The sequence below is a fragment of the Micromonospora sp. NPDC047762 genome (assembly GCF_043204655.1).
In the GTDB taxonomy this organism is placed as follows: domain Bacteria; phylum Actinomycetota; class Actinomycetes; order Mycobacteriales; family Micromonosporaceae; genus Micromonospora.
Genome location: NZ_JBIDCQ010000001.1, coordinates 121,148 through 137,503 on the forward strand (window position 1 = coordinate 121,148; position 16,356 = coordinate 137,503).

Genomic DNA, 16,356 nt, shown 5'->3' on the forward strand with positions numbered 1-16,356 from the left:
GGATGCTGCGCCGCCGCTCTCGCATGTTGCGGGGACGTTAGCAAGACGTTGCAAGTAATGGAAGGGCTTGCAGAGGACCCCGCAAGAACTTGCCGGTGGGCTAAAGTGCCGCCATGCGCGCTCGACTGTCCGACATCGCCCAGCAGGCCGAAGTCAGCGAGGCCACGGTGTCGCGGGTGCTCAACGACCGCCCCGGCGTGGCCCCGGAGACCCGGCAGGCCGTCCTCACCGCCCTCGACGTGCTCGGGTACGAGCGGCCGGCCCGGCTGCGTAAGCGCAGCGCCGGTCTCGTCGGCCTGGTGGTGCCGGAGCTGGACAACCCGATCTTCCCCGCCTTCGCCCAGGTCATCGAGTCCACTCTGGCGCAGAGTGGATTCACGCCGGTGCTCTGCACCCAGACCGCCGGCGGCGTGACCGAGGACGAGTACGTGGAGATGCTGCTGGACAGACAGGTCTCCGGAATCGTCTTCGTCTCCGGCCTGCACGCCGACACGGCCGCCAACCACGACCGCTACCGGGCGCTGCTCGCCCGGCCGATGCCGGTCGTGATGATCAACGGGTACGTGCCCGGCATCGGCGCGCCCTTCGTCTCCTGCGACGACCGGGAGGCGGCCGAACTGGCAGTTGCCCACCTGGTCGCGCTCGGGCACCGTCGGATCGGCCTGATCACCGGCCCGGACCGGTTCGTCCCGGTACAGCGCAAGGTGGCCGCCTGGCGTTCCGCGATGACCCGGCTGGCCGGCGTCGCCGAAGCCGACCTGGGCCCGCTGGCCGAGCTGTCACTGTTCGGAGTGGAGGGTGGCGAGGCGGCGGCCGGCCGCCTGTTGGACCGCGGCGTCACCGGAGTGGTCTGCGGCTCCGACCTGATGGCGCTCGGCGCGATCCGGGCCGCCCGTCAACGCGGCCTCGACGTGCCCGGCGGCCTCTCCGTGGTCGGCTACGACGACTCCCCGCTGATGGCCTTCACCGACCCGCCGCTGACCACCATGCGGCAACCGGTCACCGCGATGGCGGTGGCCGCCGTCCGCGCCCTGGTGGACGAGATCAACGGGCACGGCGCCCCGCACTCGGAGTACCTGTTCCGCCCGGAGCTGGTGGTGCGCGGCTCCACGGCTGTCGCGCCGAGTTCCGCACGCTTGTCTTACGCAAGATCTGCTTGACTCTTGCAACGGCGGGCCGGCATATTGCTCGAATGATCAGCACCGCCACCCCACCGCAGACCACCGACGACGACTGGTGGCGCTCCGCGGTCGTCTACCAGGTGTACGTCCGCAGCTTCGCCGACAGCGACGGTGACGGCACCGGCGACCTCCAGGGCATCCGGCAGCGCCTGCCGTACCTGCGCGACCTCGGGGTGGACGCGCTCTGGCTGACCCCCTTCTACACCTCGCCGATGATCGACGGCGGTTACGACGTGGCCGACTACCGGGACGTCGACCCGATGTTCGGCACACTCGCCGACTTCGACGCGATGATCATTGACGCGCACGCCCACGGCCTTCGGATCATCGTCGACCTGGTGCCCAACCACACCTCCAGCGCGCACCACTGGTTCACCGCGGCGCTCGCCGCCGGCCCCGGCTCACCGGAGCGGGCCCGCTACCTCTTCGCCGACGGTCAGGGCACGCACGGCGAGTTGCCCCCGAACGACTGGGAGAGCATCTTCGGCGGCCCCGCCTGGACCCGGATCGCTGACGGTCAGTGGTATCTGCACCTGTTCGACAGCTCGCAGCCGGACCTGAACTGGCGTCACCCGGAGGTTCGCTCCGAGTTCGAGGACGTGCTGCGGTTCTGGCTGGACCGGGGCGTCGACGGATTCCGCGTCGACGTGGCGCACGGCATGATCAAGGCGGAAGGGCTGCCGGACGTCGGCTTCAGCACGGCGACCACCGGTCAGCGCCAGGTCGAACTGCTCGGCAAGGGCCGGCTGCCGTACTTCGACCAGGACGAGGTGCACGAGATCTACCGGGCCTGGCGGCCCATCCTGGACAGCTACCCGGGCGGTCGGATGGCGGTCGCCGAAGCGTGGGCCGAGACGCCACAGCGCCTGGCCCGCTACATCGGCCCGGACGAGTTGCACCAGGCGTTCAGCTTCGACTTCCTCGACGCCACCTGGTCGGCCGACTCGTTCCGCAAGGTGATCGACACCGCGTTGGCCGAGGCGACCGTCGTCGGAGCGCCCACCACCTGGGTGCTGTCCAACCACGACAAGCAGCGGCACGTCACCCGGTACGGCGACGGCGTCGAAGGGCTGCGTCGAGCCCGGGCCGCCAGCCTGCTGATGCTCGCCCTGCCCGGCTGCGCCTACCTCTACCAGGGCGAGGAACTGGGCCTGCCGGAGGTCCTCGACCTCCCCGACGAGCTCCGCCAGGATCCGGCGTTCCTGCGCACCGGCGAGAGCCGCGACGGCTGCCGGGTGCCCATCCCGTGGGACGGCGAGCTGGCTCCGTACGGCTTCGGACCGGCCGGCAGTGAGCTGAGCTGGCTACCCGCCCCGGCGCTCTGGCGGGCGCTGTCCGTCACGGCGCAGACCGGCGTGCCCGGCTCGACCCTGGAGCTGTACCGGACCGCGCTGCGGATCCGCCACGTTCATCCCGCGCTCGCCCTCGACGCCGACGGGGTCACCTGGCAGGAGAGCGAGCCGGGCGTGCTGGCCTTCTCCCGCTCCGCCGGCGCGACAGTGCTGACCTGCGTCGTCAACATGAGCGGCGCGCCGGTCCTGATCGACGGGTACGGTCAGCCGCTCGTCGCCAGCGACGAGCTCACCGAACAGGGCTCCGGCCGGCTGCTGCCAATTGACGCGGCAGTCTGGTTGGAACGGCGCTGAACGGGTAACTCGTTCTCGACCTGGTCGTTCGTCGTGCCCCGCGCCGACGGGCGACTGGGCTACCGGCCCCTTGTGGTGGGGGGTGAGGTGCCACCGGCGCCGCGCGGAGTCCGCTCCGCGTGGCGCCGGTGTCCGTGCGCCGCCGACCCAGGTCGTCGTCACTTCGCGGTGAGCAGCGCCGCGATCCGGGTGAAGCCGGCACGTACCTCGGCCTCGTCCGGCGCTTCGACGGGCTCACCGTGGCCGGCCTCGTCGGCTGCCGCGTCCAACTCCTCGTCGATCACGTCCTCGAAGTCGCCGTACAGGTCGGCCCCCTCCACCTGCCGGGCCTCGTCCTCGGCGGCGACCTGCGCGGCGGCGATCTCGCTGCGGATCTCGTCAGCGGACAGCGCCGGCAGCAGCGGCTCGACCACGGCCATCAACTGCTCCTCGGCCACCACCGCCTCGGCCAGGGCCAACGCGTGCGGTCGCTCGTACGGCCCGCAGACCACCGGCTCCCACTCGTCGATATCACCGAGCGGACCGAAGGTGATGATCCACGGCAAACCGAGGAGCGGCGAGTCCGCCGGCAGGTCCAGTGTCATGAGTGCGCCCACCGGCTCATCATGGTCCGCGAACGCGAGCGGCGGCGCAGTTCTGCTCAGTTATCGCCCGTCCGACGGTCGATCGGCAGCCGGTCAGCCGGGGCGGGCCGCGTCCAGGGCGGCGCGGACCAGAGCGAGCGCGGTGGCCGGTGGCACGCCGAGCCGGGCCGCCTCCGCCGCGTAGCCGGCCGCCGCCCGCTGCAACCGGTCGACGGCGTCGTCCCGACCGGGGGCGACGAAGGTGCCGTTGCGCCCCCGGGTTTCCAACAGCCCGGCCGCCTCCAGCTCCCGGTAGGCGCGGGCCACCGTGTTCGCGGCCAACCGCAGGTCGGCCGCGAGCTGCCGGACGGTGGGCAGGCGGCTGCCCACCGGCAACCGGCCGTCGCCGATCAGCTCGGCGAGCTGCACGCGCACCTGCTCGTAGGGGGGCACCGACGAGTCCGGGTCGACCGAGATCAGCACCTGTGCGCCCTCCGTCATCAGCCCGCACCGCCCGGCGTACCGGGGTCGATGCCCTCGTCGACATCCTTCGGCGGGGCGGGGGTCTCCGCCAGGTCCACCACTCGGCCGGTGGTGCTGGTCGCCAGGAGCGCCGCGCCGAACAGCACCAACTGGTTGAGCAGGTAGAGGTACAGCAGCAGACCGACGGCGCCGGCCACCACGGTGTACGCCGGGTTCCGCTCGGTCCGCACCACGTAGTACCGGCCGACGGTGTTCAGCAGCGTGATGCCGACAGCGACGAGCAACACCACCGGGCGCAGCCGGGACCGGCTCATCCGCAGCCGGGGCACGGCGAGCAGCAACGCGGTGGCGAGCACTGTGTTGACCAGCACGCTGAGCACCGCGCTGATGGTGGTCAGACCCACCGAGCCGGTGCTGCGCAGCAGGAAACGCAGCAGCGACTCCAACGCGTCCACCGCCGCGACCGAGACGCCGAGCAGCACGAAGACGCCGATCATCACGCCCAGGTCGACGAGCCGCCGCACCACCAGATTTCCCGGCTGCTGGTTGAGCTGGTACATCAGCCGCTGCGAGGACCGGATGGCCTCGACCCAACCGATCCCGGTGAAGACCAGGATGACCAGGCCGACCACGCCGACGGTGCCGCTGGAGTTGGCGATCTGCTCGGCGTCCAGGAACGGCAGATTCTCCTTGAGGAAGCCGGCCGCCGCCGCGCTGACCTCGTCGTTGTCCTCCAGGATCGCGCCGAAGACGGAGAACGCGACCAGGGCGAGGGCGAACACGGCGAAGAAGCCGTAGTAGGCGATCGCGGCGGCCAACCGGCCGGCCAGCACCTCGCCGTACAGCACCCCGGCCCGCCACACATGATCGAAGAGCCCCGACCGGTGGCGCGCGGCGCTCACCCAGCGGTCGATGCCCGTCTCGATCCGGCCGATCACGTTCACGCGGTCATCCTCGCCGATCTCCCACCGCTGTAGTGGCAACCGGCTCCCGATGCTCGCCGGCTGGCGCGTCGCTGCTTCAGGTGCTGGCGGCTCGAATGCCGGCGTTTCAGGTGCCGAGGCAGAAGTCCCGACGCGGCTGCCACCTGGCCTGCCCGCTGTGCGAGAAGAGGGTGAACCCGTCGACCTCGAACATCGCGGAGAAGTCGGCCAGATCCTCGTACACCCGGTCCAGGGCCTCCGGTGCCACGTCCTGAGCCACTGTGACGTGCGGATGGTACGGGAAGCGGAGTTCGCGGTGCAGGCCCGGCGCCGCGGCGATGGCCGCGGCCAGCAGCTCGCACTCGCTGATCCCGGCGGCCACCGCGACGAACACCACCTGGGTGACCGGACGGAACGTGCCGGTGCCCCGCAGGTGCAGGGTGAACGGCAGGTGTGCGGCGGCGACGGCGGCCAGGTGCCGCTCGACCGCCGGCAGGTTGGCCGTCCGGATCTCGGTGGGCCCGAGCAACGTCACGTGCGCGGGCACCGCCAGCGGATCACCGGCCTCGACCCGCCGCCGGGTGAGCAGGGCACCCCACGGCTCGGGGATGTCCACGGCGATGCCGATCTGGATGGTGTCGCCGGTCGGCGGCACCCCGCCACTGCGATCCACGCTTCGCGCCGCCCCTCCGAGCACCGAGCCGTCCACCTGTACCGCGGAGCTACTCGCCGCGCACGGGCGGGAAGAACCCGACCCGCTCGTACGCGGACCGCAGGGTCGCCGCGGCCACCGCGCGGGCCTTCTCCGCGCCGGCCGCGAGCAGCTTGTCCAACTGCGCCGGATCGTCGAGGTAGGCGCGGGTGCGCTCCTGGATCGGCCGGACGAAGTCCGTCACCACCTCGGCCAGCTCCTTCTTCAGATCGCCGTAGCCACGACCCGCGTAGGCGGCCACCAGCTCGTCGATGCTGCGGCCGCTGAGCGCCGAGTAGATGGTCAACAGATTGGACACACCCGGCTTGGTCTCGGTGTCGAAGACGATTTCCCGACCGGTGTCGGTCACCGCCGAACGGATCTTCTTCGCGGACCGGGCCGGATCGTCGAGCAGGTCGATGATGCCGGCTGGCGAGGACGACGACTTCGACATCTTCGCGGTCGGGTCCTGCAGGTCGGTGATCTTGGCAGTGTCCTTGACGATGTGTGGCGCGGGCACCGTGAACGTCGCGCCGAACAGCGAGTTGAAGCGCTGGGCCAGATCCCGGGAGAGTTCCAGGTGCTGGCGCTGGTCCTCGCCGACCGGGACCGCGTTGGCCTGGTAGAGCAGGATGTCGGCGGCCTGGAGGACCGGATAGGTGAACAGCCCGACGCTGGCCCGCTCGTTGCCCTGCTTCTGCGACTTGTCCTTGAACTGGGTCATCCGACTGGCCTCGCCGAAGCCGGTGATGCAGCCGAGCACCCAGGCCAGCTGCGGGTGCTCGGGCACCTGCGACTGGACGAACAGCGTGCTGCGTTCCGGGTCGAGCCCGACCGCGAAGAGCTGGGCCGCGGCCACCCGGGTCCGCTGGCGCAGCAGCGCCGGATCGTGCCCCGCCGTGATGGCGTGCAGGTCCACCACGCAGTAGAACGCGTCGTGGGTGTCCTGTAGCGCCACCCAGTGCCGCACCGCGCCGAGATAGTTGCCGAGGTGGAACGAGTCGGCTGTCGGCTGGATGCCGGAGAAGACGCGGGGCCGGGCGGGAACGTCGGACATGGCGATAATTCTGTCAGCAAGCAACCCGGTCCGTCATGACGGGCCGGCGGGTCGGCTCCGGCCCGCCGGTGCCGGGGTGCTGACCTCGCGTGGTTCGCCAGCGCCGACCCGGCGCGTCGGCCCGACCGATACCCGGCGGTGCTGCCCCGTCACCGCCTCCCGAGCCAGCTCGGGGCCGCCCGCCGAGGCCGACGCGGCGTCGTACTCAAGGCGCTTGCCGGCGCCCTGCTCTCGGCGATGGTCGGCGCTGCGGGCGGCGGAGACGGCGAGTTGCGCCACCCGGCGGCCGTCCAACGTGATCACCCGCAGCAGCCAGCCGGCTGGCAGCTCGGCCGGATCGGGTGCGCCGACCTCGGCGGGCTCACCCGACACCGGCACCTCGTCACCGGTCACCGGGAGCCGGCCCAGCGCGGCCATGACGAACCCGCCCACCGTCTCGTACGGCCCGGCGGGGAGGGCCACCCCGGTCCGCTCGGCGAAGTCAGCGAGGTTGAGGCGGCCGTCCACCACGGCGGGCAGGCCGGCACGCTCCGGGTCCGGGGTGGCGTCGTGCTCGTCGTGGATCTCGCCGAAGAACTCCTCGATGAGGTCCTCCAGCGTGACGATCCCGGCCGTGCCGCCGTACTCGTCGACCACCACAGCGAGGTGCTGGCCCTCCCGGCGCATCTCGGTCAGCGCGGCGAGCACCCGTTTGCTGCCCGGGAGCCGCTTCACCTCCCGGGCCAACTCGCCGACGGTGACGCACGGGTCGGCGTCCGGGCGCAGCAGTACGTCACGGAGGTGCACGAAGCCGACCACGTCGTCGTGCGTGCCGTCGGTGACCGGGTAACGGGTGTGCGTTTCGGCACGGACCAGTCGGGCCGCTTCGACGATGGTCATCCGTGCCGGGAGGAAGACCACCTCGGTGCGCGGCATCATCACCTCGCGGATCAGACTGGCACCGGCCACCAGGACCTCGTCGATGATCCGACGCTCGTCCGGGTCGAGCACCGTGTTCGCCGCGACAAGGTCCCGCAGATCGGCCTCGGAGATGTGTTCCCGACCGGCCGTCGGACCGGTCCCGAGCAGATCGGTGACGAGTCGGGTGGCGCCATCCGCGGCGCGAACCAGCACCCGGGCTACGCCCCGGGCGAGCGGGCCAGGGTCGCGGCGGGGGTGTGCCCGCGCGTTTCGCCGGAGCCCGGTACGGGCCGCTTCCCGCATGACAGAGATGGTAGACACCGTGGGCCCGCCGCACCGGGGATCACGCGGAGCGGTGGAGAGATGTTCGGCTCTGTTTAATCATGAGAGATTATGATGGAATGGGGTTGGCGGTGGCGACGGCGAGAGCGCCGGCCACCGCCCTAGTGTGATCACCGAAGGGCCACGTCCCGGGCGGGCCAGGCAGGAGGCAACGACGTGAAACTGCTCGTCACCGGGGGCGCCGGCTTCATCGGGAGCGTGGTGACCCGGATGCTGCTCGACGCGGGTCACCAGGTGGTCATCCTGGACGACCTGCGTACCGGCCACCGCGAGGCCCTCGCGCCGGACGCCACCCACGTGGAGGCGTCCATCCACGACGCTGCCCAGGTCATCACCGCGGACGCCGGCTTCGACGGGGTGCTGCACTTCGCCGCCCTGATCGCCGCCGGCGAGTCGATGGTCAAGCCGGAGCTGTACTGGCAGAACAACACCATCGGCACGCTCGCCCTGATCGACGCGGTCCGGGCCGCCGGGGTGCCCCGGATGGTCTTCTCCTCCACCGCCGCCGTCTACGGCAACCCCACCGAGCTGCCCATCACCGAAAACGCGGTCAAAGCACCCACCAACACGTACGGCGCCACCAAACTCGCCGTCGACATGGCACTCACCTCCGAGGCGATCGCGCACGGGCTGGCCGCCGTCTCGCTGCGCTACTTCAACGTGGCCGGCGCCCACCTCGACGGCGACATCACCCTCGGCGAGCGGCACGACCCGGAGACGCACCTGATCCCGATCGCACTGGACGTCGCCGCCGGCCGGCGGGACAAGCTCCAGCTCTTCGGTGACGACTACCCCACAGTGGACGGCACCTGTGTCCGCGACTACATCCACGTCGCCGACCTGGCCCGCGCGCATCTGCTGGCGCTGGGCGCGGCCACCGGCGGTCAGCACCGGATCTACAACCTGGGCAACGGCAACGGCTTCACCAACCGCCAGGTCGTCGACGTGGTGCGCGAGGTCACCGGGCACCACCTGCCCGTCGAGGTCGCGCCGCGCCGCGAGGGCGACCCGGCCGAGTTGGTCGCATCCTCCGCACTGGCCCGCGACGAGCTGGGCTGGGTGCCGCAGAAGCCGACCCTGCACGACATGGTCGGGGATGCCTGGGCGTTCTACCGCACGCACATCCTGGGCCAGTCATGACCAACCCGAGCAGCGATGTCGCCGAGCGGGCCGCGGCCGGCTTCTCCGCGCAGTTCGGTGCCCAGGCCACCGGCCGCTGGGCCGCCCCTGGGCGGGTCAACCTGATCGGTGAGCACACCGACTACAACGAAGGCTTCGTGCTGCCCTTCGCCCTGCCGATGCGCACCGTCGTCGCCGCCGACCGGCAGGACGGCGAGCACTGGACGGTCTGGTCCGAACTCTCCGGCGAGTCGATCACCTTCGGCGCGGACGACGTCGCCGAGCCGGGTCGCGTCTCCGGCTGGGGCGCGTACGTCGCGGGTGTGGTCTGGGCGCTACGCGAGGCCGGTCACCCGGTGCCCGGCGCCCGGCTGGCGATCGCCTCCGACGTGCCGCTGGGCGCCGGGCTCTCCTCCTCGGCCGCGCTGGAGTCGGCAGTGCTGGCCGCCCTGCTCGACCTCGGCGAGCTGGAGCTCGCCCCGGAACTGCAACCCCGGCTGGCGCAACGGGCGGAGAACGTCTACGTGGGCGCGCCGACAGGCATCATGGACCAGTCCGCGGCGATCCGCTGCCGCGCCGGGCACGCCCTCTTCCTGGACTGTCGGGACGAGTCGGTCGAGCACATCCCGTTCGACCTCGACGCCGACGGGCTGGCTGTGCTGGTCATCGACAGCCGCGCGCCGCACCGCCACGCCGACGGGGAGTACGCGGCCCGCCGTCGCTCCTGCGAGGCCGGGGCCAACGCGCTCGGTGTCACCGCGCTGCGGGACGTGAGCATCGACCAGCTCGACGCCGCGCTGGCACGGCTCGACGACGAGGAGACCCGGCGACGGGTCCGGCACGTGGTGACCGAGGACCAGCGCGTACTGGACACGGTGGCGTTGCTCCGCGCCGCCCGGGTCCGAGACATCGGCCCGCTGCTGACCGCCTCCCACGTCTCGATGCGCGACGACTTCGAGATCACCGTCCCGGAGATCGACACCGCGGTCGAGGCAGCGTTGGCAGCCGGCGCGCTGGGTGCCCGGATGACCGGCGGCGGCTTCGGCGGCTGCGTACTCGCGCTGATCGAGGCTGACAGTGCCGACGCGGTAGCCGCTGCCGTGTCCGACGCGTACGCGCAACGAGGTTTCACCGCCCCCGGCACCGTGACGGTCCTCCCCTCCCCCGGCGCCACCCGCCTGCCCTAACCCAACCCACCAACCCCACCCCCACCCCACCCGGGCCGGCGGTGATCAAGAGGTTTGCGTCAATTCGAGCCCGGAATCTGACGCGAACCTCTTGATCACCCGCCTCAGGCGGGCGGGGGTCGGGCGGAGGCGGCTGTGGAGATCGTGCTGGTTCATGGATGTAGTGGCCTCGCCCAACGGGCGAGGCCACTACATCCTGGATCGAGCGCGTCTTGCGCGCGGGCGCGGGCAGCGCGGGCAGCGCGGGTTGGGGTTAGCTCGCTTCGACGATCATGGCGGCGCCTACCGTGCGGTTGGTCGCCTCGTCGATGATGACGAAGCCGCCGGTGGTGCGGTTACGGCGGTACTCGTCGGCCAGCAGCGGCACTGTCGTGCGCAGTCGCACCCGACCGATCTCGTTGAGCCGCAGCTCGTCGGCGGACTCGTCGCGGTGCAGGGAGTTGATGTCCAGCCGGTAGTGCAACCCGCGCACGATCGCCCGTGCCGACCGGGTGGTGTGCTTGATCGCGTACCGGCCGCCGACCCGTAGCGGGGCCGTCTCGTCCATCCAGCAGACCATCGCCTCGATGTCCTGGGCCACCGCCGGAGCGTTGTTCGGCCGGCAGATCAGGTCACCCCGCGAGATGTCGATCTCGTCGGCCAGTCGTACCGTCACCGACATCGGCGGGAACGCCTCCGCGACCGGCCCGTCGGCGGTCTCCACGGCGGCGATCCGGCTGGTGAAGCCGGAGGGCAGCACCATCACCTCGTCGCCCGGCTTCAGCACGCCGGAGGCGACCTGGCCGGCGTAGCCGCGGTAGTCGGTGACAGTGGTGGACTGCGGACGGATCACGTACTGCACCGGGAACCGGACGTCGACCAGGTTGCGGTCGCTGGCGATGTGCACCCGCTCCAGGTGGTGCAGCAGCGACGGGCCTTCGTACCAGGGCATGTTGTCCGACCGGGTGACGATGTTGTCGCCGCGCAACGCGGAGACCGGAACCACTGTCAGATCCGGTACGTCGAGCTTCGCCGCGAACGCGGTGAACTCGTCGGCGATCCGCTCGTAGACCTCCTGCGACCAGTCGACGAGGTCCATCTTGTTGACACAGAGGACCAGGTGCGGCACCCGCAGCAGAGAGCAGAGGAACGCATGCCGGCGGGACTGCTCGACGAGGCCCTTACGCGCGTCCACCAGGATCAACGCCAGGTCCGCCGTCGAAGCGCCGGTGACCATGTTGCGGGTGTACTGGATGTGGCCCGGGGTGTCGGCGATGATGAACTTGCGCCGGGGGGTGGCGAAGTACCGGTATGCCACGTCGATGGTGATGCCCTGCTCCCGCTCGGCACGCAGACCGTCGGTGAGCAACGCCAGGTTGGTGTATTCGTCACCGCGAGCAGCGCTGACCGCCTCCACGGCGGCCAACTGGTCGGTGAAGAGCGACTTGGTGTCGTAGAGCAGCCGCCCGATCAGGGTCGACTTCCCGTCGTCCACGCTGCCGGCGGTGGCGAACCGCAGCAGGTCCATCGGCCGGGCCTCCGGCCCGGCGCCGGCAACAGCCCGCGCGTCCGCGCTCGCGGCGGCCACGATCTCGGTACTCATCAGAAGTAGCCCTCCCGCTTGCGGTCCTCCATGGCGGCCTCGCTGACCCGGTCGTCACCACGGGTGGCGCCGCGCTCGGTGATCCGGGTGGCCGCCACCTCCTCGATGACCTTCTCCACGGTGTCCGCGTCGGAGCGGACCGCGGCGGTGCAGGAGGCGTCGCCGACGGTGCGGTAGCGCACCTGCGCCTTGAACCGCTCCTCACCCGCGCGGGGGCGGAAGAACTCGTTGACTGCGTAGAACATGCCGTCCCGTTCGATCACCTCGCGCTCGTGCGCGTAGTAGATCGACGGCAGCGGGATGCGTTCCCGGGCGATGTAGTGCCACACGTCCAGCTCGGTCCAGTTGGACAGCGGGAAGACCCGGATCGACTCGCCCGGGTGGTGCCGGCCGTTGTACAGCGACCACAGCTCCGGCCGCTGGTTCTTAGGGTCCCACTGACCGAACTCGTCGCGGAAGCTGAACACTCGCTCCTTCGCCCGGGCCTTCTCCTCGTCCCGGCGGGCGCCACCGAACAGCGCGTCGAAGCGGTGCTTCTCCACCGCGTCCAGCAGCACCGGTGTCTGGATCCGGTTGCGCATGCCGTCACCGGACTCCCGGACCATGCCGCTGGCCAGGGCCTCCGGCACGCTCGCCACCACGAGGTGCAACCCCAGCTCGGCGACCCGTTGGTCGCGGTATTCCAGGACCTCGGGGAAGTTGTGCCCGGTGTCGACGTGCATCACCGGGAAGGGGATGTTGGCGGGGGCGAACGCCTTCTGCGCGAGCCGCAGCATGACGATCGAGTCCTTGCCACCGGAGAAGAGCATCACCGGGCGTTCCATCTCGGCGACCACCTCGCGCATCACGAAGATGCTCTCCGCTTCCAAGGCGTCCAGGTGGGAGACCTGGTACGCCGCGGGGGTGGTCATGACACCGGCTCGATTCGCTCGCTCATCCGATTTCCAGACCTTTCCGGTCGGACATGTCAAGAAAGTGCGCTCAGGCTACCCGGAATGTTTCTGCAGCGCTGCAAGCAACCGGGTGGCGAGATCCTTGCGGCAGACCAGGAGGTCGGGCAGCCGCGGATCCGCCTCGTTGTATTTCAGCGCAGAACCGTCGATCCGGGAAGCGTGCAGTCCGGTGGCCGTCGCCACAGCGACCGGGGCCGCCGAGTCCCACTCGTACTGCCCACCTGCGTGGATGTACGCGTCCACCTCGCCGGTGACCACTGCGGCGATTTTCGCGCCGGCCGAGCCCATCGGCACCAGGTGCGCCCCGACGTCCTCGGCCAGATCGGTCAGGAAGACCGGCGGACGGCTCCGGCTCGCGGCCAGGCGGATCTTCCGCTCGCCGGCCGTCGCCGCCTCCACTGTCATCGGCGGGTACGCCGGCGGGTAGTCGGTGCCCAGCACCCGGTGCTGCGCCGGCAACCCCACGGCCCCGGCGACGAGCCCGTGCGGGCTCGGCGCGTTGCGCGCCCAGAGCGCCACGTGCACCGCCCAGTCCGAACGGCCCTCCTCGGAGAACTCCCGCGTGCCGTCCAACGGGTCGATGATCCACACCCGGTCCGCGTTCAGCCGGGACACCGCTCCGGTGTTGACCTCCGCGGCCCAGGCCAACCGCGACCCCTCGTCCTCCTCGGAGAGCACCGCGTCACCCGGACGCCACTTCGCCAACTCCGTGCGGATCAGGTCGTGCGACACCTTGTCTCCGGCCGACTTCAGCGCACCGGCGTCGGCGAAACCCATCTCCGTGCGCAGGTCGAGCAGCGCCTGCCCGGCCCGGGACGCCAACCATCGGGCGAACGCGCCATCGATCATCGGAGGACTGCTCATCTGTCCGCTCCCGTCGCCTCGCCGCGCTGCCCGCACGGGCCGATCCGCCGCGACTCGCGTCGCCGGTCGCGGCACGCTGAAAGGCGCAGACTACCGGCCCCCCGTTTCCGATTCGGGTACGCCCCGCCCGGCTCAGCCGCCGTGGTAGAGGTTCTGGGTCGGCTCCACGCCCTTGACGATCACCGACTCCACCATGTCGGCGGCCCGGTCCACCAGGAAATCCAACTCCTTGCGCTCGGCCGCGCCAAAATCCGACAGCACGTAATCCGCCGGATCCTGCCGCCCCGGCGGTCGGCCGACGCCGAACCGCACCCGGGCGTAGTCCTTGGTCCCCAACGACTTCGACATCGAGCGCAGGCCGTTGTGCCCGCCCTCGCCGCCGCCGAACTTGACCCGCACCTGGCCGAAGCCGATGTCCAGCTCGTCATGCACCGCGATCACCTGAGCGGCCGGCACCTTGTAGAACTGCGCCAGGGCAGCGACCGGCCCACCGGACAGGTTCATGTACGTCAGTGGCTTGACCAGCACCAGCTTCGGCCCACCGAACCCCAGCCGCGCCTCGGCCACCTCGGCCACCGCCCGCTTGTGCCGGCCGAAACGCGCACTCACCCGCCCGGCCAGCAGTTCGGCCACCATGAACCCGACGTTGTGCCGGTTGCCGGCATACTCCCGGCCCGGGTTGCCCAGGCCGACCACCAGCCACGGCCCCGCCTCGTCTGTCACGACCCGTCCCTTCCGACACCCAACGCAGCGACTCCCGATATGCCGACAGGCGCCCCCGGAACATCCGGGGACGCCTGTCGCACAGTACGAACCGATCAGGCCTCGGTGCGCGCCTCGGTCGTCTCGGCACCCTCGGCCGGGGCCTCGTCCGCGCCCTCGGAGCCCTCGGTGGTCTCGCCGACCTCGGCCTCGGCCTCGTCGGTGGCAACCTCGACGTCGGGCAGCGTCGCCTCGAGCTGCTCGGCGGTCGGGGCGGCGGTCACCGACGCGACGGTCAGCTCCGAGTCGGCGGCCAGCTCGACGCCGGAGGGCAGCGTGACATCGCCGGCGGTCACCTGGGTGCCCGCCTCCATGCCCTCGATCGACGCCTCGAGGTGGTCCGGAACCTTGGTGGCGTCCGCGGTCACCGACAGGGTGTCGTGGTCGTGCACGATCAGGGTGTCCCGGGCGGCCTCGCCGGTCAGCTGGACCGGGACCTCGACGGTGACCTTCTCGCCCCGGCGGACCAGGATCAGGTCGACGTGATCGAAGGTGTCGCGGATCGGGTCACGCTGGATCGCCTTCGGCAGCGCCAGCACCTGGGTGCCGTCGGTGATGTCGATCGCGAAGAGCTGGTTGGCACCGCCCTTGCGGATCGCGGCGGCGAACTCCCGCGACGGCAGCGCGATGTGCTTCGGCTTCTCGCCGTGGCCGTACAGCACGGCGGGCACCTTGCCGGCCCGGCGGGTACGGCGGGCACCACCCTTGCCGAACTCGGTACGGGGCTCGGCGCTGATCTTTACCTCGGACACGGGGAAACTCCTGATGCTTTTCGCTGCGGCGGCTTGTCGTCTAACGGTGCTGGGCGAGGGGCTCGCTGGGGCTCATGCGTCATGAACGACTGCCCGGAGCACCGCGTCGATGACGGTGCCTCCGTGCGGCGCTTTTCAGCGGCCCGCCGGGCACCCTCGCCGTGGCAACCGCACCAGTCTACCCGAGCTGTTTCCAGGGTTTCCGGCAGTCCCCGATCACGGCTCAGGACCGGCGCGTCGGTGGCGTTCCCACCAGCGTGCCGGCCCCGTTTCCACCAGTTTGACAGCCCCGCCCCCCACCGGCACGCCGAGTGGGGAAACGGGGCTCAGGCTCAGCTCAGGCCACCGAAGAGGGTGGTCACCGAGCCGTCGTCGAAGACTTCGCGGATCGCCCGCGCCAGCAGCGGCGCGATCGACAGCACGGTGAGCTTGTCCAGTTGCTTCTCCGGCGGAAGCGGCAGGGTGTTCGTCACCACGATCTCGCTGATCGAGCTGTTCTTCAGCCGCTCGGTGGCCGGGTCGGACAGCAGCGCGTGGGTGGACGCGACAACGATCTCCGCCGCGCCCGACTCCTTGAGGATGTCCGCGGCCTTGGCGATGGTGCCACCGGTGTCGATCATGTCGTCGACGATCAGGCAGACCCGCCCTTCCACCTCGCCGACGACCCGGTTCGCCACTACCTGGTTCGGCTTCATCGGGTCACGGGTCTTGTGGATGAACGCCAGCGGGCACCCGCCCAACCGGTCGGTCCACCGCTCGGCCACCCGCACCCGCCCCGAATCCGGTGCCACCACCGTCATCGGCCGGCCGGCGTACTTGTGCTCCACGTACTCGGCGAGGATGTCCATCGCGAAGAGGTGGTCCACCGGGCCGTCGAAGAAGCCCTGGATCTGCGCGGTGTGCAGGTCGACGGTGAGGATGCGGTTCGCGCCGGCGGTCTTCAGCAGGTCGGCCACCAGGCGGGCCGAGATCGGCTCCCGACCGCGGTGCTTCTTGTCCTGGCGGGCGTACGGGTAGAACGGCAGCACCACGGTGATCCGCTTGGCCGACCCCCGCTTCAGCGCGTCCACCATGATCAGGGTCTCCATGACCCAGGTGTTAACCCCGTGCGTGACGGACTGGACCACGAAGGCGTCCGAACCACGTACCGAGTCCTTGAACCGTACGAAGATCTCGCCGTTGGCGAACTCGTACGCGTCGGCGGGCGTCGGCGCGACGCCGAGCACCTCGCCGATCTCCTTGGCCAACTCCGGAAAGCCACGTCCGGAAAAGAGCATCAGGCTTTTGCGGTTTTCGGCGACGATGCTGCCCATGGGCCCGTCTGCTCCCGTTATGTCGGCGGTACCCGACC

The 16,356-nt window shown here is 70.7% G+C and carries 15 protein-coding genes and 1 pseudogene; 4 read left to right on the plus strand and 12 right to left on the minus strand.

Going from position 1 to position 16,356, the window contains the following annotated elements; translation table 11 throughout:
- Nucleotides 1-113: 113 nt before the first annotated feature.
- Entirely contained in the window at nucleotides 114-1,160 is a 1,047-nt protein-coding gene (locus ACGF3C_RS00550; RefSeq protein ID WP_357228027.1) for a LacI family DNA-binding transcriptional regulator, read from the plus strand.
- 32 nt (nucleotides 1,161-1,192) lie between these two features.
- Nucleotides 1,193-2,827, plus strand: a complete 1,635-nt coding sequence (locus ACGF3C_RS00555) for a glycoside hydrolase family 13 protein (protein ID WP_393217498.1) — start codon at nucleotides 1,193-1,195, stop codon at nucleotides 2,825-2,827.
- Nucleotides 2,828-2,985: 158 nt separating this feature from the next.
- Here the strand turns inward: ACGF3C_RS00555 and ACGF3C_RS00560 are convergent, their stop codons facing one another.
- The 6 genes and pseudogenes from ACGF3C_RS00560 to ACGF3C_RS00585 form a co-directional block, all read right to left on the minus strand.
- Complete coding sequence (locus ACGF3C_RS00560) at nucleotides 2,986-3,423, minus strand: hypothetical protein (RefSeq protein ID WP_357199953.1); 438 nt, start codon at nucleotides 3,421-3,423, stop codon at nucleotides 2,986-2,988.
- A gap of 81 nt (nucleotides 3,424-3,504) precedes the next feature.
- Nucleotides 3,505-3,891: a GntR family transcriptional regulator gene (locus tag ACGF3C_RS00565; RefSeq protein WP_357228020.1), complete on the minus strand. Its 387-nt coding sequence runs from the start codon at nucleotides 3,889-3,891 to the stop codon at nucleotides 3,505-3,507.
- Nucleotides 3,891-4,817: a YhjD/YihY/BrkB family envelope integrity protein gene (locus ACGF3C_RS00570; RefSeq protein ID WP_357228017.1), complete on the minus strand. Its 927-nt coding sequence runs from the start codon at nucleotides 4,815-4,817 to the stop codon at nucleotides 3,891-3,893. Before ACGF3C_RS00570 ends, ACGF3C_RS00565 begins: the two co-directional genes overlap by 1 nt.
- A 106-nt stretch (nucleotides 4,818-4,923) precedes the next feature.
- Nucleotides 4,924-5,505 carry a 2'-5' RNA ligase family protein gene (locus ACGF3C_RS00575; protein WP_387351020.1) on the minus strand — a complete coding sequence of 194 codons (582 nt, stop codon included), beginning with the start codon at nucleotides 5,503-5,505 and terminating at the stop codon, nucleotides 4,924-4,926.
- A gap of 13 nt (nucleotides 5,506-5,518) precedes the next feature.
- A complete protein-coding gene (gene trpS, locus ACGF3C_RS00580; protein ID WP_357199942.1) occupies nucleotides 5,519-6,544 on the minus strand; it encodes a tryptophan--tRNA ligase in 1,026 nt (341 codons plus the stop codon).
- Between the two features lie 198 nt (nucleotides 6,545-6,742).
- Nucleotides 6,743-7,747, minus strand: a pseudogene (locus ACGF3C_RS00585) (hemolysin family protein); the annotation flags it as partial.
- A gap of 249 nt (nucleotides 7,748-7,996) precedes the next feature.
- Here ACGF3C_RS00585 and galE point away from each other — a divergent pair.
- Nucleotides 7,997-8,926, plus strand: a complete 930-nt coding sequence (gene galE, locus ACGF3C_RS00590) for a UDP-glucose 4-epimerase GalE (protein ID WP_393219017.1) — start codon at nucleotides 7,997-7,999, stop codon at nucleotides 8,924-8,926.
- Nucleotides 8,923-10,092: a galactokinase gene (gene galK, locus ACGF3C_RS00595; protein ID WP_357227766.1), complete on the plus strand. Its 1,170-nt coding sequence runs from the start codon at nucleotides 8,923-8,925 to the stop codon at nucleotides 10,090-10,092. The genes galE and galK overlap by 4 nt, the downstream gene beginning before the upstream one ends.
- 253 nt (nucleotides 10,093-10,345) lie before the next feature.
- On the opposite strand, the gene ACGF3C_RS00600 is transcribed toward galK, so the two are convergent.
- The 6 genes from ACGF3C_RS00600 to ACGF3C_RS00625 all read right to left on the minus strand — a co-directional run bounded on the left by ACGF3C_RS00600 (nucleotide 10,346) and on the right by ACGF3C_RS00625 (nucleotide 16,318).
- Nucleotides 10,346-11,599, minus strand: a complete 1,254-nt coding sequence (locus ACGF3C_RS00600) for a GTP-binding protein (RefSeq protein ID WP_355010213.1) — start codon at nucleotides 11,597-11,599, stop codon at nucleotides 10,346-10,348.
- A 74-nt stretch (nucleotides 11,600-11,673) separates the two neighbouring features.
- Nucleotides 11,674-12,585: a sulfate adenylyltransferase subunit CysD gene (gene cysD / locus ACGF3C_RS00605; RefSeq protein ID WP_357199931.1), complete on the minus strand. Its 912-nt coding sequence runs from the start codon at nucleotides 12,583-12,585 to the stop codon at nucleotides 11,674-11,676.
- 75 nt (nucleotides 12,586-12,660) lie between these two features.
- Complete coding sequence (locus ACGF3C_RS00610) at nucleotides 12,661-13,491, minus strand: inositol monophosphatase family protein (RefSeq protein ID WP_357352548.1); 831 nt, start codon at nucleotides 13,489-13,491, stop codon at nucleotides 12,661-12,663.
- 132 nt (nucleotides 13,492-13,623) lie between these two features.
- Nucleotides 13,624-14,214 (minus strand): aminoacyl-tRNA hydrolase, encoded by a 591-nt coding sequence (gene pth / locus ACGF3C_RS00615; RefSeq protein ID WP_393217503.1) that lies wholly within the window; start codon nucleotides 14,212-14,214, stop codon nucleotides 13,624-13,626.
- A gap of 95 nt (nucleotides 14,215-14,309) precedes the next feature.
- Nucleotides 14,310-15,005: a 50S ribosomal protein L25/general stress protein Ctc gene (locus tag ACGF3C_RS00620; RefSeq protein WP_393217505.1), complete on the minus strand. Its 696-nt coding sequence runs from the start codon at nucleotides 15,003-15,005 to the stop codon at nucleotides 14,310-14,312.
- A 332-nt stretch (nucleotides 15,006-15,337) separates the two neighbouring features.
- On the minus strand, nucleotides 15,338-16,318 hold the full coding sequence (locus ACGF3C_RS00625; protein ID WP_030329105.1) for a ribose-phosphate diphosphokinase: 981 nt from the start codon (nucleotides 16,316-16,318) through the stop codon (nucleotides 15,338-15,340).
- Nucleotides 16,319-16,356: the final 38 nt, after the last annotated feature.